Origin of the sequence: Curtobacterium sp. 458, from assembly GCF_030406605.1 — a bacterium.
Classification (GTDB): Bacteria; Actinomycetota; Actinomycetes; order Actinomycetales; family Microbacteriaceae; genus Curtobacterium.
Genome location: NZ_CP129104.1, coordinates 1,824,799 through 1,849,682, shown reverse-complemented (window position 1 = coordinate 1,849,682; position 24,884 = coordinate 1,824,799). Strand labels below are relative to the sequence as shown.

The window sequence follows — 24,884 nt, the reverse complement described above, 5'->3', positions numbered from 1 at the left end:
ACCGCCTGGAGGCGCGGTGCCGGTCCCCGAGACCGGCACCGCGCCTCCAGTGCGTCGCCCGTCGCGTAGCGTCCGCGAACCCGGTCGTTCGTGCACGAAGCGTAGGGTGGGGGCATGACCGAGACCGACGTGGACCCGCTCGCCCTCGACCGGCAGCTCTGCTTCGCCCTCGCCGCGACGAGTCGGAGCGTCATCGGTCTGTACCGCGATCTCCTCGAGCCGATGGGGCTCACCCACCCGCAGTACCTCGTGATGCTCGCGCTGTGGGAGCGCGATCCGCGGTCCGTGCGGGAGATCGCCCGCGAACTCCGCCTCGACTCCGCGACACTCAGCCCGCTGCTCAAGCGACTGGAAGCCTCCGGGTACCTCAAGCGTGCTCGCAGCACCGCCGACGAACGCCAGCTCGAGGTCTCCCTGACGACGGCAGGCCGAGCGCTCCGCGACCGTGCCGAGGCGGTGCCGCTCGCCGTGGCCGACCGACTGGGATGGCCGCCCGCCCGGCTCGAGGCCCTCAAGGACGACCTGACCGAACTGCTGGAACGGGTCGACGACATCTGACCCTGGCGCGCCGCAACGCTTCGTGGCAGAATCATTCGTGCACGAACGAAAGGAAGGGCGATGGGTCGCTTCGGCCGCTGGTACGAGAAGTGGAACACCACGCTCATCGAGAAGATGGGCCCGTCGCAGATCGGCGCCGGCCACCCCGAGGGCGTCGACGACCGGACGGTCGACCGCCCCTGCCCCATCTGCGGGCAGCCCCTGTCGCTGCACCAGGTGATCCGACCCGAGGGTCAGGTGCGCTCGTCGACGCTGGTGTGCCCCGGTCGCTGACGATCCGCCCCGAAGGGGAATTGCACCCGGCAACACGTGGTTCAACGGACACGTGAAGCTCTTCGAACCCGCCGACTTCGGCGCACTGCACCTCCGCAACCGGATCGTCATGGCACCGCTCACGCGCACCCGCGCCGGCGCCCAGGGCATCCCGAACGACCTGCTCGTCGAGCACTACCGCCAGCGGGCGGGCATGGGGATGATCATCACCGAGGGGACCTGGCCCGTCCAGGAGGGCCGCTCCTACCCCGGCCAGCCCGGCATCGAGACCGACGAGCAGATCGCCGGGTGGCGCCGCGTGACGGACGCCGTGCACGCCGAGGGCGGCACCATCGTCATGCAGCTCATGCACGGCGGCCGGGTCTCCCACACGTCGATCTCCGAGACGCCGCGCATCGTCGGTCCGAGCGCGATCGCCGCCCCCGGGCAGACGCACCTCGCCGACGGCAGCAAGGCCGACATGCCCGTCCCGCACGAGCTGACCACCGCCGAGGTCCGCGAGGCGGTCCAGGGCTTCGCGCAGGCCGCACGCAACGCGATCGCGGCCGGGCTCGACGGCGTCGAGGTCCACGGCGCCAACGGCTACCTCGTGCACGAGTTCCTGTCCCCCGTGTCGAACACCCGCACCGACGAGTACGGCGGCTCCCCCGAGAACCGCGCGCGCTTCGCGATCGAGGTCACCACCGCCGTCGCGGAGGCCATCGGCGCCGATCGCGTCGGCATCCGCCTCTCGCCGCAGCACAACATCCAGGGCGTGCTGGAGGAGGACGACGCCGACGTCCTCGCCACCTACACCGCGGTGGCGGAGGGCCTCGCGCCGCTCGGTCTCGCGTTCATCGACGTCCTCCAGGCGGAGATCGCGTCGGACCTCGTGCAGACGATCCGCCGCACCGCCGGAGCGCCGTTCATCGCGAACTCGGGCTTCTCGTCGGTGACCACCCGTGACGAGGCGATCGCGCTGCTCGACTCCGAGCACGTCGACGCCGTGGCGGTCGGTCGTCCGGCGATCGCGAACCCGGACCTCGCGCTCCGCTGGGAGCAGGACGAGGAGCTCAACGAGCCGCGTCCGGAGCTGTTCTACGGCGCCACGGCCGAGGGCTACACCGACTACCCGACGCTCGCCGAGTCGCGCGTGCAGGTCGCGTAGTCGACGTGAGCGACTGACGGACGGGAGGCGCGGTGCCGGCTGGCACCGCGCCTCCCGTCCGCCTCGGGGGTGCATTCACTGCGCGCCGTCGCGGAACGACGCCGCCGCTGTCGTGCGACAGCGGCGTCGTTGCCCGCACGCGCGGCCAGGGCGACCGCGAGACGAGCGACGTCGTGGTCGTCGTACGACAGCGACGGAGTCGTTCGACAGCGGTCGACCCAACGACGACGGACGGCAGCCGTGGCGGCGAGAGCCACCCCACCCCGGGAGCAGAAGACGCGGGAACAGAAGACGCCCCCGGTTCCGATGGAACCGGGGGCGTCTTCCCTGCTGTCTCAAACAGTGTGCGCTCGAAGGGACTCGAACCCCCAACCTTCTGATCCGTAGTCAGATGCTCTATCCATTGAGCTACGAGCGCGTGGCGTTTGCGGCCGTGGAAGACTCTACAACAGGTGCGGGCCACGCGCCAATCGAGGCCCTCCGGACCGGCCGCTCGGCGTGTCGCGCCATCGCCGACGGCCTAGGCCTCCTCGTCGAACACCTCGCCGAGGAACGTCTGCAACGCCTGCCACGACCGCCGGTCCGCCGTCGCCTGGTACTGCGCGCCGTGGTCGGGAGCGTCCGTGCCCGGGACGGCGAACGCGTGCATCGCGCCCGAGTAGGTGACGACCTGCCAGTCGACCTCGGGCGCCGCACGCATCTCGTCCTGCCACTCGTGCACCTTCTCGTCGGGGACGACCGGGTCGGAACCACCGGTGAGCACCAGGAGCTTCGCCCGGATCTGGTGCGCGTCGGACGGCTCGTGGGCGATCAGACCGCCGTGGAACGACACCGCGCCGACGAGGTCCGCTCCGGTGCGGGCGAGCTCGAGGGCCGTCGACCCGCCGAAGCAGTAGCCCATGACGGCGATGCGGGTGTGGTCGACGTCGGGGTCGCGGCGGAGCTGCTCGAACCCGGCGAGTGCACGGGCCCGGAGCAGCGGGAGGTCCTGGTAGTACGAGCCGGCGACCTGGCCGGCCGTGTCGTCGCCGGGTCGGACGTCGGCGCCGTAGATGTCGGCGCCGAACGCGACGTACCCGAGGCGCGCGAGCATCGTCACCCGGGCGTGCACGTGCTCGTTGACGCCGTGCCAGTCGTGCACGACGAGCACGGCGGGACGCGGGCCCGCGATGGCGTGGTCCTTCGCGAGCACGCCCTCGAGGACGGTGCCCTCGTGGTCGTAGCGCACGGTCTCGACGCGCACGTCGGCGCCGGCGGGGTCGGGGACGGTCTGCAGGATGTCGTCGATGGTGGTCACGAGCCGACGCTACGCCCGCTGACCGGGCGGCCGCCCCGCCCGTGTGCGTGGTGACCGGACGACGGACGGGAGGCACGTGGCGGCCCCGCCACGTGCCTCCCGTCCGGTGGTCGGCCGCTCAGGCGTCGATGTTGTCCCAGCCGTCCGGCCCCTCGGACCCGGCGGCGTAGTCGTCGAGCGGCGTCTTCCCGTCGCGCCAGGCCTGGAGGAACGGCTCGACGACCTTCCAGCCCTGCACGGCGCTGTCCCCGCGGACGGAGAGCGTGGCGTCGCCCTCGAGGACCCCGGCGAGCACCTCGCCGTAGGCACTCAGCCGGCCGGGGTTGAAGGTCACCGACAGCGCGGTGTGGTCGATCGTGTACGGGTCGCCGGGGCCGTTCACGTTGAGTTCGAGCTGCATCTCGTCCGGGGCGATCCAGATGCGGAGCCGGTCGGGCCGCTCGGCACCGGTCAGCCCGTTCGGCACGTGCGGCGAGTCCTTGAACGTGATGACGATCTCGCGACGCTGCTGCCCGAGCGCCTTGCCCGACCGGAGCGTGATCGGGACGCCGGCCCAGCGCCAGTTCGCGACCTCGAGGGTGAGCTGCGCGAGCGTCTCGGTGCCGAGCGAGGGGTCCACACCGTCCTCGTCGACGTAGCTCGGGAGCTTCCGGTCGCCGACCGTGCCGGCCGTGTAGCGCGCTCGCTTGCCGGCCGCGACGACGTCGCCACCCCAGGGTCGGACGGCGCGCAGCACGAGTTCCTTCTGCGTGCGGAGGTCGTCGGCGTCGATCGACGCGGGTGCCTCCATCGCGACGACGGCCATCACCTGGAGCAGGTGGCTCTGGATCATGTCGACGAGGGCGCCGGCCTTGTCGTAGTAGCGGGCACGTCCCTCGAGTCCGAGCGTCTCGTCGTAGACGATGTCGATGCGCTCGACGTGCTGGGAGGACAGCAGCGGCTCGACGATGCGGTTGGCGAAGCGCAGGCCGAGCAGGTTGAGCACGGTGGAGCGGCCGAGGAAGTGGTCGACGCGGTGGATGCGCTCCTCGGGCAGGAACCCGTGCAGCACGTCGTTCAGGTGCTCGGCGCTCGCGGCGTCGGTACCGAACGGCTTCTCGAGCGCGAAGCGGGTGCCTTTCGGGAGCTCGAGCCCGGCGAGGACCTCGCAGCTCTTCTCGGTGACGGCCGGGGGCAGGGCGAAGTAGACGGCCGGGTCGTGGTGGCAGTCCGCGAGGAGGGCCTTCAAGTCGTCCGCGCTGGTGACGTCGGACTTGCGGTAGCTCGACGCCTCGACGACGGCGCGGAGCCGGCCGCTCAGTCGCTCGGAGCCGTCGTGCGCGCCCTCGTCCTCCTCGTTCTTCGACGCCTGTGCGTTCTCGAACGCATCGTGCACGAGACGCTTCCAGTCGTCGTCCGACAGGTCCTCCGTACCGGCTCCGACGAGCTGCACGTCCCAGTCCTCCTTCACCTCCAACAGGGTGGCGAGACCGGGGAGCAGCAGCCGCTTGGAGAGGTCGCCGCTGGCACCGAGGATGAGCAGGGTGGTCTGGAGGCTCGACATGCCCCAGAACGTACTCACGAGTCCTGCAGGTGGCCGGGTCCGGACCCGTCTCCGTCGGGCTGCGCGCCGCGCACACCACCGGCGGGCGTGCGCCCGGTCGCGCCGCTACGGTGGGGGCAGTCCGGCGCGAGGGAGCACCATGAGCAGTGAGCACGACGGGCGGCGCCTCCGCGTCGCGGTGATCGGCACGGGCATGATCGCGGGCGTGCACGTCCGCGCGGCGTCGGCCGCGGGTGCCGAGGTCCTCGGGGTCCTCGGACGCACCCCGGACCGGTCCGCCCAGGTCGCCGAGCAGCTCGGGCTCCCCCGTGGGTACGGGTCGCTCGACGAGGTCATCGCGGACGCTCCCGACGTCGTGCACGTGTGCACCCCGAACGGCCAGCACCACCCGCAGTCCCTCGCGGTGATCCGCGCCGGCATCCACGTCGTCTGCGAGAAGCCGCTCGCGCTCGACCCCGAGCAGGCGGACGAGCTCGTCGCCGCGGCGGCGGAGGCCGGTGTCGTCGCCACCGTCCCGTTCGTGTACCGGTACCACCCGGTCGTCCGGGAGATCCGCGCCCGTGTGGCCGAGGGCGAGCTCGGTCGACTGCTCGCCGTGCACGGGCACTACCTGCAGGACTGGATGCTCGACGAGGACGCCTCCTCGTGGCGGGTCGACCCGTCCTCGAGCGGTGCATCGCGGGCGTTCGCCGACATCGGCTCGCACTGGTGCGACCTCGTCGAGTTCGTCACCGGCCAGCGCTTCGTCGAGGTCTCGGCCGCCACCGACGTCGTCTACCCGACCCGACCCGCGGCGTCCGGCCCGTCGTTCTCCGGATCCCCCGACCCGGACCCGCTCGCGGACGCCAGCCAGCGCGCCGACGTCACGACGGAGGACACCGCGGTCGCCACGTTCCGCACCGGTGCCGGCCGCATCGGGAACGTCGTCATCTCGCAGGTCTCCGCCGGCCGCAAGAACCGGCTCTGGTTCGAGGTGGACGGCACCCTCGGGTCGGCCGCCTTCGACCAGGAGCAGCCGGAGTCGGCCTGGTTCGGCACCGAGCGCGGCGCCCAGATCATCGTCCGCGACCCCACGCAGGGCCCCCCGGACCAGCGGCGCCTCGCGGTCGTGCCGGCTGGCCACCCGCAGGGCTACCTCGACGCGTTCACGGCGTTCGTCGCCGACACCTACGACGCCGTCCGCGGCGGGTCCCCCGAGGGGCTCCCGACCTTCGCGGACGGCGCGCGCGCCGCGGCGATCATCGCGGCGGTCCTCGACAGTGCGCGCGACCGCGCCTGGCACGCGATCGGCTGAGCGCTCCGCGCCCGACTGGAGGCCCGCATCACGTGACCGGCGTCGGTCACGTGGTCCGGGCCTCCAGTCTGAACGCGTACAGCCTGCGGGATGCACGCTGGTCGCATGGGCACCACCGTGAGCGACTTCGTCATCGACCGCATCAAGTCCTGGGGCGTGTCCCGGGTGTTCGGCTACCCCGGGGACGGCATCGGCGCGTTCGACGGAGCACTCGGCAAGGCGGACGGCAGCGAGCGTGCCCTCGAGTACGTCCGGCCGACGCACGAGGAGATCGCCGCGCTCATGGCGACCGCGCACGCGAAGTTCACCGGCGAGGTCGGCGTGTGCGTCGCGACGTCCAGCCCCGGAGCGTTCCACATGCTCAACGGCCTCTACGACGCGCAGATGGACAACCAGCCGGTCGTCGCGATCGTCGGACAGCAGGGCCTGGCGTCGATCGGGACCTTCACGCAGCAGGAGTCGAACCTCGAGCGGGTGTTCGCGGACGTGGCGTGCTACGTCGAGACCGTCGCCTCGCCGGACGCTGCCGGGGTCGTGATCGACACGGCGTTCCGCACCGCGATGCTCCGGAAGCAGCCCGCCGTGGTGGTCCTCCCCCACGACGTGCAGGCGATGGCGTGGGAGGAGCCCGCGGCCGAGCACTGGGTGTCGCGGTCGAGCGACGTCCCCGCCTCCACCCGCATCACGCCGTCGGCCGAGGACGTCCGGCGGTTCGCGGAGATCCTCAACGCCGGCGAGAAGATCACCTTCCTCGTCGGGGCCGGTGCCCGCGGTGCGACGGACCAGGTCCTCGCCGCCGCGGAGAAGACCGGCGCCGGCATCATCACCGCCCTCCGCGGCAAGGACGTCGTGCCGTCGGACGTGCCGTACCACACGCAGCAGGTCGGGCTCCTGGGGTCGCGGCCGAGCCTGACGCAGATCAAGGAGTGCGACACGATCGTGCTCCTCGGCACGAACTACCCCTACGGCGAGTACCTGCCGGCGACCGGGCAGGCCCGCGGTGTGCAGGTCGACATCAAGCCCGAGCAGCTCGGCCTCCGCTACCCGACCGAGCTCAACCTCTGGGGCGACGTCGGCGCGACGCTCGACGCGGTCCTGCCGCTCCTCGAGCAGACCACGGACCGCTCGTGGCAGGAGCAGCTCGCCGACGAGATGCGGGAGTGGGAGGCCGAGATGGCCCGCCAGGCCGAGGTCTCCTACAGCGACGGCGTCAACCCGCGGCGGGTGATCAGCGCCGTGAACGAGCGCCTGCCCGAGGGCGTCACCGTCACATGCGACGCCGGGACCACCGCGGACTGGTACGGACACCACATCCGCCTCCGCCGGGGCATGCACGGCGACATGTCCGGCCGGCTCGCGACCATGCTCGCCGCGATGCCGTACGCCGTGACCGCCAAGTTCGCGTTCCCGGACGCTCCGGCCGTGTGCACCATCGGCGACGGCGCGTTCCAGATGCTCGGCATGAACGAGCTCATCACCGTGAAGAAGTACATGGCGAGCTGGCCGAACCAGCAGCTCGTCATCGTGATCATGCACAACGACGACCTCGGGCAGGTCTCGTGGGAGATGCGCACCGAGGACGGCAACCCGATGTGGCGGGGCTCGCAGGACGTCGAGACGATGGACTACGCCGGCTACGCCGAGCTCCTCGGGTTCACGGGCATCGCCGTGCACGACGACGCCGAGGTCGAGGCGGCCGTCGAGCGAGCGTTCGCGAACCCGGGCGTGACCGTGATCGACGCCTACGTCAGCCGGAGCGTGCCGCCGCTCCCGCCGCACATCACGGCGGAGTACGCGATCAACACGGCGAAGAGCCTGCTGAAGGGCGACCCGGTCGAGCTCGACGTCGTGAAGGACTCGGCGAAGGCCATGGCGGCGGAGGCCGTCGAGCGGGTGAAGGGCGCGCTCGGCCGCGACTGAGCGGGTCGCGGGTGTTGCTCGTGTGAACATCGTGTGACGCGTTCGGGGGGCGTCTGGCGTGTTGCCTGTGCGTCCTCCTAGGTTCGTCGCCGATGAACACTTCCCACCACTCCCGAACGCGTCGTGGGCGCCTGGTCGCGGGCGCTGCGCTCGCGACCGCCGGTGTCCTCGTCGCGCTGTCCGTGCCGTCCGTCGCCAGTGCTGCCGAGGGCGACACCACGATCGACCTGTACAACGTGAACGACTTCCACGGTCGGATCGCGCAGTCCATCTCACAGACGAACGGCGTCCCGACCCCCCGCGACGGCGACGCTGCCGGAGCGGCGACGTTGGCCGGCGCACTGGAACAGCTCCGCGGCGACGGCACGACCTCCGCGTTCGTCAGCTCCGGCGACAACATCGGCGGCTCGACGTTCGAGTCGTTCATCCAGGACGACCAGCCCACGATCGACGTGCTCAACCAGATGGACCTCTCCGTCAGCGCGATCGGCAACCACGAGCTCGACAAGGGCCAGGACGACCTCCGCGACCGCGTGATCGGCGGCCAGGGCGAGGGCGTCCGTGCGGCGCAGTGGGACTACGTCTCCGCGAACATCCTCGACTCGGCCACGGGGAAGCCCGCGTTCCAGCCGTACTCGATCCAGGAGATCAGCGGCGAGCGCGTCGGCTTCATCGGCGCGACGGTGGACCTGATCGGCCAGGGCCTCGTCGCCCCGGACGGCATCGAGGGCCTCGAGATGGGCGACATCACGACCGAGGTCAACAAGGTCGCCGCGCAGCTCACCGACGGCGACACGGCGAACGACGAGGCCGACGTGCTCGTGCTGCTCGTGCACGACGGCGCGGAGTCGTCGACGCCGGTCACGCCGACCTCCGACACCGACTTCTCGCGCGCGGTCTACGGCGTCACCCCGAAGGTCTCGGCGATCCTGTCCGCCCACACCCACCAGACGTACGCCTACTCGGTCGTCCCGACGGGCGGCACCGTCGCCCGCCCGGTGATCCAGACCGGCTCGTACGGCTTCAACCTCGGCCACGTGCGGCTCACGGTCGCCGCGGACGGCACCGTGACCCCGGCGGCACCCGAGAACCTGCGCTTGGTCGACGGGACCTACACGCCCGACCCCGCGGTCCAGGCCACCGTCGACGCCGCCGTCGCCGAGGCCGACCGGCTCGGCGCCGTCGAGCTCGGCACCGTCGACCGCGACCTCAAGCGCGCGGTGCAGACGGACGGCTCCGAGAACCGCGGCGGCGAATCGACGCTGGGCAACTTCGTCGCGGAGGTCCAGCGGAGCCAGACGCAGCGGCAGGGCTCGCAGATCGCGTTCATGAACCCGGGTGGCCTGCGCGCGGACGTTGCCTCGGGCGCGGTCACCTACAAGGAAGCCGCGGTCGTCCAGCCGTTCGCGAACACGCTCGTCGTCCTCGACCTCACCGGCGACCAGATCCGGCAGGCGCTCGAACAGCAGTGGCAGCCGACGTCGGCCAGCCGCCCGTTCCTCAAGCTCGGCGCGTCCGAGGGCTTCGCCTACACGTACGACCCGGAGGCTGCGGCCGGCTCCCGCATCACCTCGATGACCCTCGACGGCGATCCCGTCGAGGCCACGCGCACCTACAAGGTGACCGTGAACTCCTTCCTCGCGACGGGCGGCGACAACTTCGGCGCGTTCAAGGACGCCGCCGCGAAGCAGGACAGCGGCATGGTCGACCTCGAGGCACAGGTTCAGTACTTCCGGGCGAACCCGACGGTGGAGGTCCAGCAGGACCAGCGCGCCGTCGGGGTCCGGACGAACGAGCCCGAGGGCGGGTTCCAGCCCGGCGACGAGGTCCGGATCGACCTGTCCTCGCTCACCTTCAGCAACGCCACCGACCAGGCCGGCGAGGTCGCGGTGAGCGCCGACGGCGAAGAGCTCGACCGTGCCACGATCGACACGTCGGTCGTGGACACCACGGACGAGCAGGGGCGCGCGACGCTCGAGTTCACCGTCCCCGGCGGCGAGGCCGGGGTGGCGCGCTCGGCGCTGACGACGCGCGCCGCGGCCACGACCGACGAGCCGCTCGTCGTCACCCTGCCGAACGGGCAGACGATCACCCTCGCGGTGACGATCCCGGTCGCCGCCGAGACCGCGGACCCCGGTACCGACCCGACCGACCCCGCTGACCCGGGCACGACGCCCGGTGCGGGCAACGGCGGTGCCGTCGACGGCGGCGCGGGCACGGGTGTCGACACGGACGGCGACGGCACGGTCGACGTGATCGTCGCCGACGACGCCGACGGCGAGCTCGCCTTCACGGGCGCCGAGCTCACCGGTCCGGCGATCGCCGCCGGGCTGCTCCTCCTCGCCGGCATCGCCGGTCTGGTGGTCGCTCGACGACGACGCGCCCTGCGCACCGGAGCGGTCACGACCGACTGACGGGCGACCGGATGACGGACTGGAGGCGCGGTACCAGCTGGCACCGCGCCTCCAGTCCGCTCAGGTCCCTGTCCCCGCGGAGTGGGACGGCGTATCCTCAGCCGTGTCGCACAGCGACGCGTCGCGCCGGGTCATCTCTCATCCGCCGGCGGTGGTTCCGCTCGGTGCGGACTCCGCGGCGCGGGTGCTCTCCGTCTCCAGGGAAACGACGGAGGGCACCCACCACCCGGCCCGTCAGCGGAAGAGCTGCTCCGCGATGTACGAACCCTTCCGGGGCGCCGGCGGGACGGCGAAGACCCCGGAACCGATGTGCGAGACGTACTCGTTCAACCGGTCGGATGCGCCGAGCTTCCGCTGCAACCGGGTGAAGTGCTCCGGGTCGGACACGTACGCGGCGAACAGCAGCCCGGCGTCGAGCTGCCCGTACTGGTTCAGCCCGTCCGTGTAGTTGTAGCCGCGTCGGTGGATCTTCACGCCACCGTTCGCCTCGTGCGCCGCGAGCGCGATGTGCGAGCGGACGTCGATCTTCGTGGTGCCGTCACCGTGCGCCGCGTGGAAGTCGGGCGTCGTGTGCTCGGAGCCGCCGGACAGCGGGGCACCCTCGATCTTCGTCCGGCCGAAGACGCGCTGCTGGTCGCTGACGTTGTCGGCGTCCCAGGTCTCGAGGTTCATCCGGATCTTCCGGACGACCTGGTACGTGCCGCCGCGCATCCACGCGGCGCCGTCGCCCGGGTCGTCGACCCACACGAAGCGGCTGAACTCCTCGTCGGTGGACACGTTCCGCGTGCCGTCCTTGAACCCCATGAGGTTCCGCGGCGTCGACTGCGAGGGGCCGGCCGAGGCGCGTCCGAAGCCGAGCACGGTCCAGCGCACGGTCGCGGTGCCGCGCGCGATCCGAGCGAGGTCGCGCACGGCGTGGTACGCCACCTGCGGGTCGTCCGCGCACGCCTGGAGCGACAGGTCGCCGCCGGTCAGCTGCTCGTCGAGGTTGTCGCTCGGGAGGGTCGGGATCGCCGCGAGACTCGCCGGACGCTTGTCCGCGAGACCGAAGCGCTCGTCGAACACGCCGGGGCCCAGTCCGACCGTGACGGTGAGGGACGCCGGGCCGAGGTCGAGGGCCTCCCCCGTGTCCGCTCCGACGCCGTTGCCGTGCGCGGGCTCGACGCTGCCGACGGTCTTCCCGGCCTGCAGCTGTGCGATCGCCGCCGACCAGCGGGCGAGGAGCACCTGCAGGTCCGTCGTCACCGACGTCGACAGGTCGAACGTCATGAAGACGCAGTGCCGCTGCGGCACGGTGCGGATGCCGCCCTGGGGCTGCCCGGACGCCGTCGCGTAGAACGGGTGCTCCTGGGAGAGGTCGATCGACTCGTCGCCGTTCGCGGCCGCGGCGAACGGGTTCACCCCGGTGGCTGCGGTCGCGCCGGCGACGCCCACCGCGGCACCGACACCGGCCCCGGCCGCGGCGAGGCCGGCGCCGAAGAGGCCGCGTCGGGACACGCCTCCCCGGCCACCCGCAGCCGACGTGGTCGCGGTCGCGGTGTCGCCCGGCGCGGTCGCGGCGTCGCCGGTGCGCGCGCCCGGCGCGTCGCGGTGCTCGTGCTCGCTCGTCACGCGGTGGCGACCTTCTCGGCCAGTCGGGACAGCGGATCCTGCAGCGCCTGGACTTGCTGCGAGATCGCGTTCGCGTCGTCGCGCTTCAGGTCGCCGGTCCAGGCCTTGAACCCACCGAGTCCGTCGGCGTCGCGGTAGCCGTCCATGAGCGCGTTCGTCGCGTCGAACTGCTTCGCGATCTGCTTCGTCAGCGTCGGGTCCGTCTTCGTCAGTCCGGGCTTGAGGTACGCGAAGGCCTGCCGCGCGCCCTCGACGTTGGCGGCGAGGTCGACGAGGTCGATGTGGCTGTAGGCCTCCTCCTCGCCGGTGATCTTGTTGGACTGGACCTCCTCGAGCAGCCCCGCGGCGCCGTTCGCGAGGTCCTCCGGCTTGTAGTCGAGCGTCGGGACGAGCTTCGCGAGCAGGTGCACGTTCTCGGTCAGCGCCGCGGCGGTCTTCTTCGTCGACGCGGTGATCTTCCCGGCTTCGAAGAGGTCCTTCTCGACTGCGTGGAAACCGCTCCAGCCGACGGACTCGTCGAGGTTCGAGGCCCGCATGTCGATGAGGTAGTCGAGGTTGCCGGCGTTGTCGGTGGCCTTAAACCCCTTCTTCACGAAGCCGTCGACGTCGCTCTCGATGTGCTCGTAGAACGGCCGGGCGTTCGCGTAGTCGGTCTTCGCGGCGGCGAGGTCGCCCTCGTCGACGTGCGCCTGCAGCTGCTCGACGGCCGCGACCATGTCAGTGACCTGGCCGTCGACGTACGTCGCGTAGCCCTTGGTGCCCTCGGCCAGCAGCGTCGCAGCGCTGCTGTTCGCGGTGTCCGCGACCTTCCCGGTCACGGTGAAGTCCGTGAGCTCGGTCGTCGCACCGGGGCAGTACACCTGGTACTTCCCGCCGGTGAGCGTCGCGGTGAAGTGCACGGGCTCGAGGCCGGGCGCGAGGTTCTCCTTCTCGCCGAGGATCCGCTGGTCCTGCAGGAGCTCGACCTCGGTGATCGCCGTCGACGACTCGTTCTTGACCGTGAAGGTGACCGGTCCCGCCGGCACCTTCGTCGTGGAGACCGCGCAGGCGTCGGAGCCGTCGTTCGTCAGCGTGACGGTGACGCGGGCGACCTTCCCGGACGCGGACGGGTCGCTCGACGCGGAGGACGAACCGGACGCGCAGCCGGTCAGCGCGAGCGCGGTCACTGCGCCGAGGGCGCCGAGGGTGATCAGGGGGCGGACGGTGGACTTACCGAGCGGCATACGCGGGGCTCCTCGTGGGGTCGTCGGCGGGCGGGCCGCGCGACGGGGTGGTGTCGGGGTCGGGCGCAGGGATGGCTGTGGTGCGGCGGCGGTCACGGAGCGCGAGCAGCAGTTGCGCTGCGGCGGCGATGCCGAGCGCGAGCGGCAGCCAGGCTGCCCAGAGTTGCAGTTCCGCACCGCGCGTCGCGGCGGTCGCCGCGGTCGCGGCGGCGCGCTGGGCGACGGCGTCGGGGACGCTCCACACGGCGCGGTCGAGCGTCGTGGTGCGAGCGGACGGGAGGCCCCCACCGCTCAGCGTCAGCACGTCGCGTTCCGAGGCGGTCGCGTCCAGGACCCCACCGTCGACGGTCCAGAGGGTGGTGGTCCGCTTCGTGGCCCACCGCGCGGTGAACGGCCCGGGATTCGTGGACGGGGAGATGCCGACGGGGATGCGGCCGAAGAGTCCGACGAGGTCGTCGAGCGTGAGACTGCTCGGCTGCTCGGAGGCGGCACCGTCGTCGACCACCTGCCAGCGGTCCGCCACCGCACCGGCGCGGGTGACACGGCGGTGCGTCGACGCGGACAGCTCGACCTCCGCCTGCGACCCGTTGCCCCGGGTGCGGAGTGCACCGGTCGTCCCGTGCACCTCGGCTGTGAGGCTCGTCTGGTCACCGTCGAGGCGGACGGTGTCGGACAGGTGCGGGGCGGAGGCAGCGACGGCCGGGACGCCGGCGGCCAGCGCGACCGCGGCGACCGCCAGACCACCGGCGACGACCGTGCGGACGAACGGCACCCGCGCCGGGGCCGGGCGCCAGGCACGCGGCCAGAGGGACAGCGCGAGCACGGGTACGAGGTAGAGCACCCAGCCGAGCACCTCGATGACACGGGGGTCCGGTGGGATGCCCAGCACACCGGTGACGAGGGCGCCCTGCACCGAGCCGTTCGGCGCGAGCCAGGACAGGTCGACGGTGCGCTGCTGCCCGATGACGATCCAGCCGGCCTCGTGGGCGTGACGGATGGCAGTGAGGACGAGCCCGGCCGCGACGAAGACGAGGAACACCCCGGTGCCGGTGAAGAACCGCGACAAGTTCAACCGGACGCCGCCCGTGTAGATGCCGTAGCCGATGAGGACCGCCGCGGCGATGCCGATCACCGCACCGAGGGCGGCCGAGCCGGTGTCGCTCGACGCTTGGAACGTCGCGAGCAGGAACATCGCCGTCTCGAAGCCCTCCTTGAGGACGGCGAGGAAGGCCATGCCGGAGAGGGCCCACGCCGTCCCGCGGCCGAGGGCTGCCGTCGCACTGGCCTCGAGGTCCTTCCCGAGCGACCGCGCATGCGTGCGCATCCACACGATCATGCCGGTGACGAAGACGACCGCGACGATGCCGATGATCGTCTCCATGCCCTCCTGCTCGGCCTGCGGCAGCGCCTGCTCGACGAGCTGGAGCCCGAAGCCGACCGCGACGCTGAGCAGCACGGCCGTGCCGACGCCGAGCCACATCGGCGCGAGGGGGACGCGGTTGCGACGCAGGAACGCGGCGATGATGCCGACGATGAGCGTCGCTTCGAGGCCTTCACGGAGGCCGATGACGAGTGTGGCGAGCATGGCGTAGGTGAGGCTAACCTAACCCGGGCTCGGCTCGCCACTCCCGCCTCGTGGGGTTTGATGGTTCTCATGAACCTGCTGACCGCCGAGGGCCTGGCATCGGTCACGAACGTCCTCGACCTCGCCGGTGTCTTCGCGTCGGCGCTGCTCGGTGGCTCGATCGCCCGGACGATGGACTTCGACCTCTTCGGCTTCCTGGTCGTCGGGTTCGTCTCGGGCCTCGGCGGTGGCATCCTGCGCGACACCCTGCTGCAGAACGGTCCCCCGGTCGCACTCGTCGACCCGCTGTACGTGCCGGTCGCGATCGCCGGGGCGCTCGTGGCGTTCTTCGTGTCGTTCTCCGAGGTGACGTGGGACCGCCTCTTCACGATCCTCGACGCCGCCGTCATCGGCATCTGGTCCGTGGTCGGCGTGCAGCGGACGTTCGACGCGGGGCTCGGCTGGCCGGCCGCGATCATCATGGGCACGATCACCGCGGTCGGGGGCGGCGCGATGCGCGACCTGCTGCTCCGCCGTGTCCCGGCGGTGTTCGGCGGGAACGCCCTGTACGCCACCGTCGCGGTCGCCGCCTCGGCCGTGATGGTCGTCGCGTCCTTCCTCGGATCGCCGTCGATCGGGATCGTCGCGGCGATCGTGCTGTCCCTCGCGCTGCGGTACGGCGCGGTCCGTCGCGGCTGGGGCCTGCCGAACGGGCGCGACTGGCAGCCGCAGTCGACCCTCGGCTCCCTGCTCCGGCGCGGCCGTGGCCTACGGGTCGTCCGTCCGGACGCGCTGCGACTCCTCCGCCGACCGGGCCGCCGCTCGGGGGTCGGCAGCGTGCACGAGCACCACGAAACGGATGCGGAGAGCCAGGACGCGTAACGGACTACCGCCGCGAGGCCGCGCGGGCGTAGCATCGAGACCGCTGGGTATCGAAACCGGCGCACGTGGCACCGAGCACCGACGCGACCCGAACGCGGCGGTTCACGAGCAGCGTGCCGAGGGGGCTTCGCTGATGCCGCGCGGGATCAGACGCGCGGCGCGGCAGGTCTCCGCGGACCGAGGACGTCCGGACGACGCGAGCGTGTCGGACGGTGTCGTCGGACCCGCCAGAATGGTCCCGACCACCACCACACGCTCCACGACGTCGACCCGACGACGAGCGAGGGGGCACTGTCGAACCAGGATCAGATGAGCGACGTCGCTTCCCCCACTTCGCGAACCCCTCGGGCAGAGGTCCGAGAACGACTGCTGACCGCCGGCGCGCAGGTGTTCGCCGAGCAGGGCGTGCACGAGTCCCGGCTCGACGACGTCGCCGCGCGCGCCGGCTTCAGCAAGGGTGCCGTCTACTCGAACTTCAGCTCCAAGGAAGACCTCGTCGCACAGGTGATGCAGCGCGCGACGAACCTCGTGCTCGGGTCGTTGCAGGAGCTCGTGCACGCCGACATCGCCTCGGTGCAGATCGGCGACGTCGTCCGGCAGGCGTTCGGCCGCCACGACCAGAGCGCGCAGTTCGCCCTGCTGTCGGAGTTCCGCGGCTACGCGACGCGCCACCCGGAGCTCATGCCGGAGTTCGTGGCGCAGCGCCGGAGCCTGCAGGACGGCGTGCAGGAGCTCGTGGACCTGTGGTTCGGCGCCCACCCGGAGATCGACCCCGGCATCCCCCTCGACACCTTCGCGACCGCCCTGATCGCGGCGAACGTCGGCCTCGTGTTCGACGCGCCCGCCCTGCCCGGGCTCGATCCCGGCGAGGTCGTCGCGGCGCTCGTCGAGGCCGTCGTCCGCCCGCGCTGACCGAGCGCACCACCGGCCTCGACGCCTCGCCGCGACCGCTCGCGACGGGGCCTCGACGCTACGCCGGGCTCCGGCGTGTCCGGCGTCCCTCGTGCGACCACGCCGACGAGGGCAGCAGGCTCGGCGGCAGCACGCGCGATCGCACCCGCCGACCGGCGGACACCGACGCGTCCAGCGCACCACGGGCCTCCCGGATGGCCTGCTCGAGTGCGTCGCGATCGGATGCCTCGGCACCGGCCGCACCGAACCGCTCGTGGTCGACGGCGTCGACCACCCGGTCGAGCGCCGGGACGACGGCCGGCGGCAGGCCCGGACGCAACCGACCGAGCACCGCTCGTGCGGTCCGGGCGGCGGCTGCGGCGTCACCCGGTGGTGCCAGGCCCGGCGCGTAGCCGTGGTCGGCGACGTCGTCGAGGACCTCACGCCAGGCAGCCGCGGCCGGGGAGCGTCCCGACCGGACTGCTGCGAGTCGCGACCGGCGACGGAGAGCACGCACCACACCGGGTGCGAACAGGAGCGCGACGGCGAGGACGATGCCCGCGGCGAGGCCGAGCGCGCCGTTCCCACCCCCGGTGCCCGGCGTGGCCGCGGCACCCGGCGCTGCCGAGGCCGACGGGGTGGCCGATGGCTCCGTCTCGGCGGGTGCGGAGCGGTCCGGCGCCGGGAGCGGGGTGTCGGGCGTCCCCGGTGTCGCGGACTCGGAGGGCTCGGTCGAGGGCTGCGCCGCTTCGTCGGAGTCGGGCGTCGGCTCGAACGCCACCCACCCGGCGCCCTGGATGTACAGCTCCGGCCAGGAGTGCAGCTGCCGGTTCGACACCGTGTACTCGCCGTCGGCCTGGTCCGTGCCGGCGCGGTAGCCGACCGCGATGCGGGACGGGATGCCGAGCGTGCGGGCCATCACCGCCATGGCGGACGAGAAGTGCACGCAGTACCCCTCGCGCACCCGGAGGAAGGTGTCGATGACGTCCATGCTGTCGCCGTCGTAGCCCTGCTCCACCGGGGCGGTCTCGGAGTAGGTGAAGAGGTCGCTCCGGAACCACCGCTCCAGCGCACGTGCTTCTTCGTAGTCGTTCCCGGCACCGGCTGCGACCCGTGACGCCGTGGACGCGATGTCCTTCGGGAGGTCCTTCGGGAGGGTGAGGTCGGTGCGGAGCTGCTGTTCCGACGGCCGGGCGAACCCGCGCCCGTCGACCCGGGCGAGCATGCCTGTGCGGGCGAACGCGTCGAGGTACTCGTTCGCGAAGGTCGAGGCGCCGTAGACCTCGTAGGTGGCACCCCGCGGCGTGGCCTGGCCGGTGGACCGCAGCGTGTTCGACTGTCCCATCCACCGCCACTGCTGCAGGTCGAGGTTGGTCGAGCGCGCCTGGACGGACACCGCGCCCGACGGCACGGGCAGGTAGTTGCTCGAGAGCCCGGTGATCCGGATCGTGACGTCACCGCGCGTCGAGAGACGAGGGTTCACCCCGACGGCCCACTGCTGCTGGTCGGCCGTCTCCGACTGGCTCGCGTCGGTGACCGTCGGTACCCAGTCGCCGCTGCCGAACTCGTCGAGGTCCGCGAGCTTGAGGTACTCCGGCTGGCCGTCGGACGACCGGTACCGGAAGACCTCGAGCGCGTTCGGCCGACGGAGGTCCTGCCCGAGGTTGAGCAGCGTGCCGGGACGGCCGGGCTGGATCGGCGACTGGATCGCCCCCGTGACACCGGAGAGCCAGCTCGCGTTGAGCGGGATCACCGACGGCAGACCGACCGCGACCACGAGGCCGATCGCCCCGACGACGGCCGCGGGCAGCGCGCGTTGCACGGGCCGGACCGACAGCCAGAGGATCGCGAGGAACGCCACGGCCGTGAGCACCACGAGCACCGGCGATGCGGGCGTGCCGGTGATGATGCCGGGGACGATGAGGATCACGAGCGCGGGCGTCGCGGCGAGGGCGGCCGTCGGTGCCACGGCGGCGAGGAAGAGGGACACCGCGGCGACCCAGGCGATCGCGACGACCACGACGAGCCGGATGGCGTCGGTCTGCGGCAGTGGCGCGGGGTTCAGCCGGATGGCGGCGATCGTCTCCCCGAGCGCGCCGTTCCGGTCGAGCCACCCGAGGGGTTGCACGTCGTTCACGAGTGCAGCGGCGCACGAACACGCGATCACGGCGGCGACGAGCGCGACGAACCGGATGCCGGGTGCGCGTCGGCGCACGGCGAGCACGACGGCGACGAGGACGGCCGCGACGACGACGCCGCCGACCCACCACGCGATCCCCTGCACGAGCGGGCGCAGGGCGAGCGCGGCGATCAGGACGGGCACGGGCGCGAGGACGGTGATCCACGCGCTGGGGGTGTCGCGCTGCTCGTCCGGTCGGTCGAGGATCTCGTGCACGTCGACCCCGCGCCGACGGGCGGGCGTCTGCGTCCCGGTCACCGGATGCTCCCGGGTGCGGACGCCCCGGCGACGGGGACGACGAGCGTGCGCCAGCCGCCGCGGTCGAGGATGCCGCGGACGACCGGCTCCGGCGGGACGATGGTCGCCAGGATCCCCCGGCTCGACCCGATGGTCGCCGACACGAGCTCGGCGGCCTGCTCGGCGGTGCACCGCCCGGTGACGACGGCGGTCATGCCGTGCACGTCGCGGCCCCGGACGTCGGGCAGCACCTCGGTGACGTCGCGGGCGTCCGAGCGCACCCGCACGTCGGCGAGGCCCACCAGGACGTCGGTGAGCCCGCCGGCGTCACCCGCGTGCCGGGTGACGCCGTCCGGGTCGTCGCTCACGAGGACGACCCGCGAGGTCCGGGCGGCGAGGGCGCGGGCGACGCTGGCGGCGACGACGACCGCGTGCTCGAACGCGGCGTCACCGCCGAGGTCGGACAGTTCGGCGAGGTCGTCACGGCCGAGCGCCTGGTAGGACTCCCGGCGGACGTCGAGCGCGATCACGGCCTCCGGCGGCTGTGCCTGCGTGGTCTGGCGGACGTGGAGTTCCCCGCGCCGGGCGCTCTGTCCCCAGTGCACGCGGCGGATCGGGTCGCCGGGACGGTACGGGCGGAGTTCGCTGTCGTCCGCGGAGCCGCCCTGGCCCACGCGGCCCTCGTCGGCGGACACCGCACCCGCGAGGGCACCGGTGTCGATCGCGGTGAGCGGCGTCGATGCCGGCACCACCACCACCTCCTCCGCGCGGACGACGGGCCGGTCGATGCGCAGCAGTCCGAAGGGGTCCTCGACGCGGATCGTGACCGGGCCGACGAGCCCGCGGCCGCGGTGCATCGCCAGCGCCTCGACGTCGAGCACGGCCGGCGGGGTGCGGGGTCCGACGGTCGCGTACGTCTCCGCGTCGGACACGCTCGCGAAGACGTCGTCGAGCTGCTCCCGGACGAGCAGTGTGGACCGGGGCCCGAACTTCAGGCCGGTGCCCTGCAGGGTGACGCGCTCGCGGTACACCTCGCCGACCTGGACGATGGCCCGCGCGGCGCTCCGGCTCCCCCGCAGCGGTGCCGCGACGACGAACGCCATCACGGTGCCCAGCACGAGCAGGACGAGCAGCAGCAGTCCCGCCGACACCGCGACGCTCGTGCTGCCGACGAGCCCGCCACCGACGAGACCGATGCCGACCGCGAGCAGCGTCCATCCGCGCACGGTCGGGCGTGGGAACGGCGTCCGACGCGCCAGCGCCAGACCGCGTCGCCCGTACCGCACCGCGACCGAGCGCGCCGCTCCCGCCCGCCGGGCGAGCGACGAGGGCGCCGCGGACGAGGACATCAGGACCGGACGGGGGTGGCGGTGAACGGCACGCTGGTGTCCGAGACGATGCGGACCACGATGTCGCGGACCGTGTCGTCGCCGGAACCGCCGAGGCCGCGCGCGACCGGCACGAGACGGTGGGCGAGCACGATCGGTGCGAGCGCGGCGACGTCGTCCGGCGTGACGAAGGGGCGGCCGAGGAGCGCGGCGTGCGCCCGGGAGGCCTGCGCGAGGTGGAGGGTGGCCCGGGGGCTCGCCCCGAGGACGAGGTCGGGGTGGTGGCGCGTCGCGCGGACGATCGCGACGATGTACGCCTCGACGTCGGGCGAGACGTGCACGCCCCGGACGGCGGCGATCATGCCGCGGAGCGTCGCGACGTCGACGATCGGTCGGAGTGCGGACAGCGGGTCGCGGCCGCCGCGGTTCGCGAGCATCTGCCGCTCGGCGTCGAGGCTCGGGTACCCCATCGCGATGCGCGCGGTGAAGCGGTCGCGCTGGGCCTCGGGCAGCGGGTACGTGCCCTCCATGTCGATCGGGTTCTGGGTCGCCACGATCATGAACGGCGACTCGAGCGGCCGTGTCACGCCGTCGACGGTCACCTGGGCCTCGGCCATGGCCTCGAGGAGCGCCGACTGGGTCTTCGGGCTGGTCCGGTTGATCTCGTCGCCGATGACGACGTTCGCGAAGACCGGGCCCGGCGAGAACCGGAAGGTCCCCGACGACTGGTCGAACACGTTCACTCCCGTGACGTCGGAGGGCAGCATGTCGGACGTGAACTGGATGCGGTTCACGGACCCGCCGACCGACGCGCCGAGTGCCTTCGCCAGCACGGTCTTGCCGACCCCGGGCACGTCCTCGACGAGGAGGTGTCCCTCGGCCAGCATCACCGTCAGCGCTGTCCGGATCGCGTCGGTCTTGCCGTCGACGACGGTCGAGACGGCCGCGACGATCGCGGCGCCCGCGTCGCGGACGTGCTCGAGCGGGACGGCTGGGGCGGTCGGTTCCGGCACGCAGGCCTCCTCGGCTCGGGACAGGTGTCGTGCATGCTACAACGGCCCGGTGACAGCCAGCGGAGGATGCGTCACCGACCGGACCCACCGCTCTCGACGCGGCGAGGGACGGACGGGAGGCACGGCATCTGCTGGCACCGCGCCTCCCGTCCGACCTGTGGTCGCGGCTCAGACGCGGGCTGCGAGCGCCGCGTCCGCCGCCGTCAGGACGCGCGCCGCCACGGCGACGCCCTCCTCGCGCCCGAGTTCGGTGTCCTCGTGCTCGATGTTCACCCAGATGTCGGGGTCGACTTCGTGGAGCGCGGCGAGGAACTCCGTCCAGTAGGCGACGTCGTGCCCCTTGCCGAGCGCGACGAAGTCCCACGCGGCCGTCTTCGGCCACTCGTTCGCCCACTCGTCGCCGCCGAGGTTCGTGCGCGCCTCGCCGGGCGACAGGCGACGGAAGGAGTTGTCGAGCACACCGTTGATCGCCGCATGGGGGTTGACGCGGACGTCCTTCGCGGCGGCGTGGTACACGAGCGTGCCGAGGTCGCGCACGACCGCCACGGGGTCCATCTGCTGCCAGAACAGGTGGCTCGCGTCGAGTTCGACACCGGTGTTCGTCAGCTCGCCCCGCCCGACGAGCTCGCGGACGGACGCCGGGTTGAACACGAGGTTCTGCGGGTGCAGCTCGAGGGCGACCCGCACACCGAGCTCCCGGGCGAGCGCGTCGATCTCCTGCCAGAACGGCACCGCAACGCTCCACTGGTGCTCGAGCACGTCGAGGGCGGCGGAGTTCCACGCATTGACGATCCAGTTCGGTCGACGCCCGCCCGGCTCACCGGCGGGGAGGCCCGACATGGTGACGACCCGGGTCTGCCCGAGGCGGGCCGCGAGCCGGATGCTCCGACGGAGGTCCTCGGCGTGCGCCGGTCCGATCGCGGGGTCCGGGTGCAGCGGGTTGCCGTTGCAGTTGAGTCCGGCGATCTCGACCCCGGTGCCCTCGAACTGCGCGAGGAACGCGTCGCGTGCGGCGTCGTCAACGACGATCGCGTCGATGTCCGGAACGTGCACCGGGGGCAGGAATCCGCCGGTGTTGAGTTCGATGCCGGTGAGGCCGTTGCCCGCGATCGCCGTCAGGGCGTCGGCGAGCGGCCGGTCGTGGAAGATCGCGTTGTAGAGACCGAGCTTCATGCGAGCGCTCCTTCGGTGGTGGGGACGTCGACGGTGGCCCCGCCGGCCGCGGCGGACCGTGCCACCGCGTCGAGGACCTCCATGTTGTGGACGCCGTCGTCGAACGTGGCGTTGGCCGGCAGCGGGTCGGCGGTGTTGCCGACGACCTCGTCGAGGAAGGCACGGGCCTGGTACTCGAACATCTGGTTCTGGCCCCAGCCGACGCCCGGCGCGTCCATCGCCATGCCGCCGGCGACGTACGGGTGGTCCGGGCCGAGCACGACCTGCCGGAAGCCGCCGAGCCGTGCGCCGTCGGACCGCAGGGCGAGGCCGATCTCGCTCGGGCGCTCCTGGTCCCACCGGGCAGCACCCTCCTCGCAGAAGACCTCGACGACGAGGCCGTTCGGGTGCCCGGCGGCGACCCGCGAGACCTCGAACGAGCCGACCGCGGCGCCGTCCCCGAGCCGCGCGCCGAACGTGGCGTAGTCGTCGTTCTCGACGTCGGCTTCCTCGCCGGTGAGCGAGACCGCCTGGCCGCGGAGCGCGAACCCGGCTGCGATCGGACGCTTCGTGATCGCGGTGGTGAAGGCGCCTCCGTTGACGCTCCGGACGTCACCGGTGAGGAACTCGGCGACGTACGTCAGGTGCGATCCGACGTCGGCGAGTGCGCCGGTCCCGGGAGCGCCGGCGAACCGCCACGAGAACGGCACCTCGGGCGAGGCGCCGTAGTCGGTCCAGTACCGTCCGGAGACGTGCAGGACCCGGCCGAGCGTGCCGTCCTCGACGAGCTGCCGGATCGCAGCGAGCCCCGGGGCACGCCGGTAGGTGAAGCCCACACGGCCGAGAACGCCGTCCGCCTCGGCGGCGCGAGCCGCGTCCGCCATCGCGCGCGCGTCGTGGAGCGTGTCCGACAGCGGCTTCTCGCACAGCACGTGCTTGCCCGCCGCGAGCAGCCCCTCGACGATCTCGCGGTGCAGGTGGTTCGCGACGACGACGCTCACCACGTCGACGTCGTCCGCCTCCGCGACCGCCCGCCAGTCGGTGTCGTGCCGCGCGTAGCCGAACCGCCGCGCCGCTTCGTCGGCGAGCGGCTCGTAGACGTCACCGACCGTGACGAGCCGGACGGGCGGCAGGCTCCGGCCGAACAGGGACGGGGCGTTCCGCCACGCGGCCGTGTGGGCCTTGCCCGCCATGCCCGCGCCGATGACGGCGACGCCGATGCTGTCGCTCATGGTCTCTCCCTCGAGATCGTGGCCGATTCTGGAACGTTCCAGACCGTGCGGCTAGACTGTACCTCCCCGAACCCATGTCCTGTCAAGGAGTGCCCGTGCCGGACCGCGCCCCGACGATCATCGACGTCGCCGCGCGCGCCGGGGTGTCGAAGTCGCTCGTGAGCATGGTGATGCGGGCGGACCCGGGCGTCTCCCCACGACGTCGGGACGCGGTGCTCGCCGCCGCCGCCGAACTCGGGTACCGGCCGAACCGCGCGGCGGCGATCCTCGCCGGCACCCGGACCCGCACGATCGGCGTCGTGGTCGACGACTTCCGGAACCCGTGGTTCGTGCCGCTCCTCGACGGCATCCGGGACGCCCTCGCACCGCACGGGCTCCGGCTCACCCTCGCGGACGTCCGCGCGAACGCGCACCTCGGGTCCTCCCCCATCGACGACCTCCTCTCGCTCCGCGTCGACGGGGTCGTGCTCGCCGCCGAGGGCTTCCCCGACCTGGTCGCACCGTCCGGCACCCCGGTCGTCGTCGCCGGCGCGCGCGGTGACGTCCCCGCGGACCTCGACGTCGTCGCGTCGGACGAGTCCGCCGGCGGGCGGCTGGCGGTGGCGCACCTGGTCGGCGCGGGTCACCGGCACGTCGTGCACGTGACCGGCTCGGGAGGCCCGGCAACGGTCCGCAGGGAGGCCGCCGTCGCCGAGATGGTCGCCTCCGGCGTCGAACCGCTCGTGTACGGCTCGGGTCCGACCTCGGAGGCCACCGGCTACGAGGGCACGCGGCGGGCGCTCGCCGAGCACCCGGAGGTCACCGCGGTGTTCGCCGCGAACGACGTCATGGCGATGGGCGCGATCGCCGCCGTCCGGGAGGCCGGGCTCCGGGTACCGGAGGACGTCTCGGTCATCGGGAACGACGAGACACCGCTCGCGTCGTCACCGCTGTTGCGCCTGACGACGGTGGACCCGCACAACGAGGAGGTCGGTCGGCTCGCCGCGGTTCGGCTCGTCGAGCGGATCGCCGGCGGCGTGGGTGCCGCCGGTGCCCCGACGCCGACACGGACCCTCGTCGACCCGACGCTGGTCGTCCGCGCGACGACGGGGCCGCCGCGCCGCTGACGTCCCCGCGGCGCCGCCGG

The 24,884-nt window shown here is 72.6% G+C and carries 19 protein-coding genes and 1 tRNA gene; 9 read left to right on the top strand and 11 right to left on the bottom strand.

Annotated features, from left to right (window positions below; genetic code table 11):
• Positions 1-114: 114 nt before the first annotated feature.
• From QPJ90_RS09190 to QPJ90_RS09180, 3 genes are read left to right on the top strand one after another with little or no spacing between them, the layout of a single operon-like run.
• Positions 115-558 (top strand): MarR family transcriptional regulator, encoded by a 444-nt coding sequence (locus tag QPJ90_RS09190; protein WP_290130946.1) that lies wholly within the window; start codon positions 115-117, stop codon positions 556-558.
• A gap of 60 nt (positions 559-618) precedes the next feature.
• Entirely contained in the window at positions 619-831 is a 213-nt protein-coding gene (locus QPJ90_RS09185) for a hypothetical protein (protein WP_290130945.1), read from the top strand.
• A gap of 52 nt (positions 832-883) precedes the next feature.
• On the top strand, positions 884-1,978 hold the full coding sequence (locus tag QPJ90_RS09180; protein WP_290130944.1) for an alkene reductase: 1,095 nt from the start codon (positions 884-886) through the stop codon (positions 1,976-1,978).
• 345 nt (positions 1,979-2,323) lie between these two features.
• Here the strand turns inward: QPJ90_RS09180 and QPJ90_RS09175 are convergent.
• From QPJ90_RS09175 to QPJ90_RS09165, 3 genes are all read right to left on the bottom strand, one after another.
• Positions 2,324-2,396: transfer RNA gene (locus tag QPJ90_RS09175), tRNA-Arg, on the bottom strand.
• Positions 2,397-2,498: 102 nt separating this feature from the next.
• Positions 2,499-3,275, bottom strand: a complete 777-nt coding sequence (locus tag QPJ90_RS09170; protein WP_290130943.1) for a dienelactone hydrolase family protein — start codon at positions 3,273-3,275, stop codon at positions 2,499-2,501.
• 118 nt (positions 3,276-3,393) lie between these two features.
• The gene (locus QPJ90_RS09165; RefSeq protein WP_290130942.1) at positions 3,394-4,818 is read right to left on the bottom strand and encodes a glucose-6-phosphate dehydrogenase; all 1,425 of its coding nucleotides are present in this window, start codon (positions 4,816-4,818) and stop codon (positions 3,394-3,396) included.
• Between the two features lie 139 nt (positions 4,819-4,957).
• Here QPJ90_RS09165 and QPJ90_RS09160 point away from each other — a divergent pair, with 139 nt between their 5' ends.
• From QPJ90_RS09160 to QPJ90_RS09150, 3 genes are all read left to right on the top strand, one after another.
• On the top strand, positions 4,958-6,112 hold the full coding sequence (locus QPJ90_RS09160) for a Gfo/Idh/MocA family oxidoreductase (RefSeq protein WP_290130941.1): 1,155 nt from the start codon (positions 4,958-4,960) through the stop codon (positions 6,110-6,112).
• 105 nt (positions 6,113-6,217) lie between these two features.
• The gene (locus QPJ90_RS09155; RefSeq protein ID WP_290130940.1) at positions 6,218-8,032 is read left to right on the top strand and encodes a thiamine pyrophosphate-requiring protein; all 1,815 of its coding nucleotides are present in this window, start codon (positions 6,218-6,220) and stop codon (positions 8,030-8,032) included.
• Between the two features lie 92 nt (positions 8,033-8,124).
• Positions 8,125-10,446 carry a bifunctional UDP-sugar hydrolase/5'-nucleotidase gene (locus tag QPJ90_RS09150; RefSeq protein ID WP_290134135.1) on the top strand — a complete coding sequence of 774 codons (2,322 nt, stop codon included), beginning with the start codon at positions 8,125-8,127 and terminating at the stop codon, positions 10,444-10,446.
• 234 nt (positions 10,447-10,680) lie between these two features.
• On the opposite strand, the gene QPJ90_RS09145 is transcribed toward QPJ90_RS09150, so the two are convergent.
• Genes QPJ90_RS09145 through efeU form a run of 3 tightly spaced genes read right to left on the bottom strand, consistent with a single transcriptional unit; the run spans position 10,681 to position 14,865 of the window.
• On the bottom strand, positions 10,681-12,057 hold the full coding sequence (locus QPJ90_RS09145; protein WP_290134134.1) for a Dyp-type peroxidase: 1,377 nt from the start codon (positions 12,055-12,057) through the stop codon (positions 10,681-10,683).
• Complete coding sequence (efeO, locus tag QPJ90_RS09140) at positions 12,054-13,280, bottom strand: iron uptake system protein EfeO (RefSeq protein ID WP_290134132.1); 1,227 nt, start codon at positions 13,278-13,280, stop codon at positions 12,054-12,056. The genes QPJ90_RS09145 and efeO overlap by 4 nt, the downstream gene beginning before the upstream one ends.
• Complete coding sequence (gene efeU, locus QPJ90_RS09135; protein ID WP_290134131.1) at positions 13,267-14,865, bottom strand: iron uptake transporter permease EfeU; 1,599 nt, start codon at positions 14,863-14,865, stop codon at positions 13,267-13,269. The genes efeO and efeU overlap by 14 nt, the downstream gene beginning before the upstream one ends.
• Before the next feature lie 69 nt (positions 14,866-14,934).
• Here efeU and QPJ90_RS09130 point away from each other — a divergent pair, with 69 nt between their 5' ends.
• A complete protein-coding gene (locus tag QPJ90_RS09130; protein ID WP_290134130.1) occupies positions 14,935-15,726 on the top strand; it encodes a trimeric intracellular cation channel family protein in 792 nt (263 codons plus the stop codon).
• 309 nt (positions 15,727-16,035) lie between these two features.
• On the top strand, positions 16,036-16,638 hold the full coding sequence (locus tag QPJ90_RS09125) for a TetR/AcrR family transcriptional regulator (protein WP_290134129.1): 603 nt from the start codon (positions 16,036-16,038) through the stop codon (positions 16,636-16,638).
• A gap of 58 nt (positions 16,639-16,696) precedes the next feature.
• Here the strand turns inward: QPJ90_RS09125 and QPJ90_RS09120 are convergent, their stop codons facing one another.
• From QPJ90_RS09120 to QPJ90_RS09100, 5 genes are all read right to left on the bottom strand, one after another.
• Positions 16,697-19,054: a DUF3488 and transglutaminase-like domain-containing protein gene (locus QPJ90_RS09120; protein WP_290134127.1), complete on the bottom strand. Its 2,358-nt coding sequence runs from the start codon at positions 19,052-19,054 to the stop codon at positions 16,697-16,699.
• Positions 19,051-20,382 carry a DUF58 domain-containing protein gene (locus tag QPJ90_RS09115; protein WP_290134126.1) on the bottom strand — a complete coding sequence of 444 codons (1,332 nt, stop codon included), beginning with the start codon at positions 20,380-20,382 and terminating at the stop codon, positions 19,051-19,053. Before QPJ90_RS09115 ends, QPJ90_RS09120 begins: the two co-directional genes overlap by 4 nt.
• Positions 20,382-21,374 carry a MoxR family ATPase gene (locus QPJ90_RS09110; RefSeq protein ID WP_290134125.1) on the bottom strand — a complete coding sequence of 331 codons (993 nt, stop codon included), beginning with the start codon at positions 21,372-21,374 and terminating at the stop codon, positions 20,382-20,384. The genes QPJ90_RS09115 and QPJ90_RS09110 overlap by 1 nt, the downstream gene beginning before the upstream one ends.
• 168 nt (positions 21,375-21,542) lie before the next feature.
• Positions 21,543-22,547: a sugar phosphate isomerase/epimerase gene (locus QPJ90_RS09105; protein ID WP_290134123.1), complete on the bottom strand. Its 1,005-nt coding sequence runs from the start codon at positions 22,545-22,547 to the stop codon at positions 21,543-21,545.
• Positions 22,544-23,758 carry a Gfo/Idh/MocA family oxidoreductase gene (locus tag QPJ90_RS09100; protein ID WP_290134122.1) on the bottom strand — a complete coding sequence of 405 codons (1,215 nt, stop codon included), beginning with the start codon at positions 23,756-23,758 and terminating at the stop codon, positions 22,544-22,546. The genes QPJ90_RS09105 and QPJ90_RS09100 overlap by 4 nt, the downstream gene beginning before the upstream one ends.
• Before the next feature lie 95 nt (positions 23,759-23,853).
• On the opposite strand from QPJ90_RS09100, the gene QPJ90_RS09095 reads away from it, so the two are divergent.
• On the top strand, positions 23,854-24,864 hold the full coding sequence (locus QPJ90_RS09095) for a LacI family DNA-binding transcriptional regulator (RefSeq protein WP_290134121.1): 1,011 nt from the start codon (positions 23,854-23,856) through the stop codon (positions 24,862-24,864).
• The last annotated feature ends 20 nt before the right edge of the window (positions 24,865-24,884 follow it).